This window comes from Paraburkholderia sp. SIMBA_054, from assembly GCF_046534875.1.
Taxonomy (GTDB): domain Bacteria; phylum Pseudomonadota; class Gammaproteobacteria; order Burkholderiales; family Burkholderiaceae; genus Paraburkholderia; species Paraburkholderia hospita.
Map to the genome: position 1 here is coordinate 1 of NZ_JAWRXV010000448.1, position 321 is coordinate 321.

The window sequence follows — 321 nt, forward strand, 5'->3', positions numbered from 1 at the left end:
CGCTGACCAGTCGCAAAATCCAAGGCATACGTCCGGGAAGGCTTTCGCAAAGAAGGTCGACATTGACCATATCGCCACTACGCAGCGCGAGGCCCGCGCCGAGCGCACCAATATAGAGCAGGCAGAATCTGGTCAGTTCCTCGGTCCAGACCGGGGCGCTGCTCAAAAACGTGCGCGCATAGACCTGCAACAGCACCGCCCCCATCAATAAGAGAAATGCTGCCAGTATCAGAAGGCGACATATGCCTTCCAATCCTTTGAATAGTTTTGTCATGGTATCCTCGACGTGGCAGCTGCCGGATTGGATCCGGCAGCCCCATT

1 protein-coding gene is annotated in these 321 nt (G+C 56.1%); it reads right to left on the bottom strand.

Annotated features, from left to right (window positions below):
- The coding region (locus SB822_RS55850) for a TRAP transporter small permease (RefSeq protein ID WP_410858944.1) at window positions 1-274 on the bottom strand (274 nt) is incomplete at its 3' end.
- Window positions 275-321 lie beyond the last annotated feature (47 nt).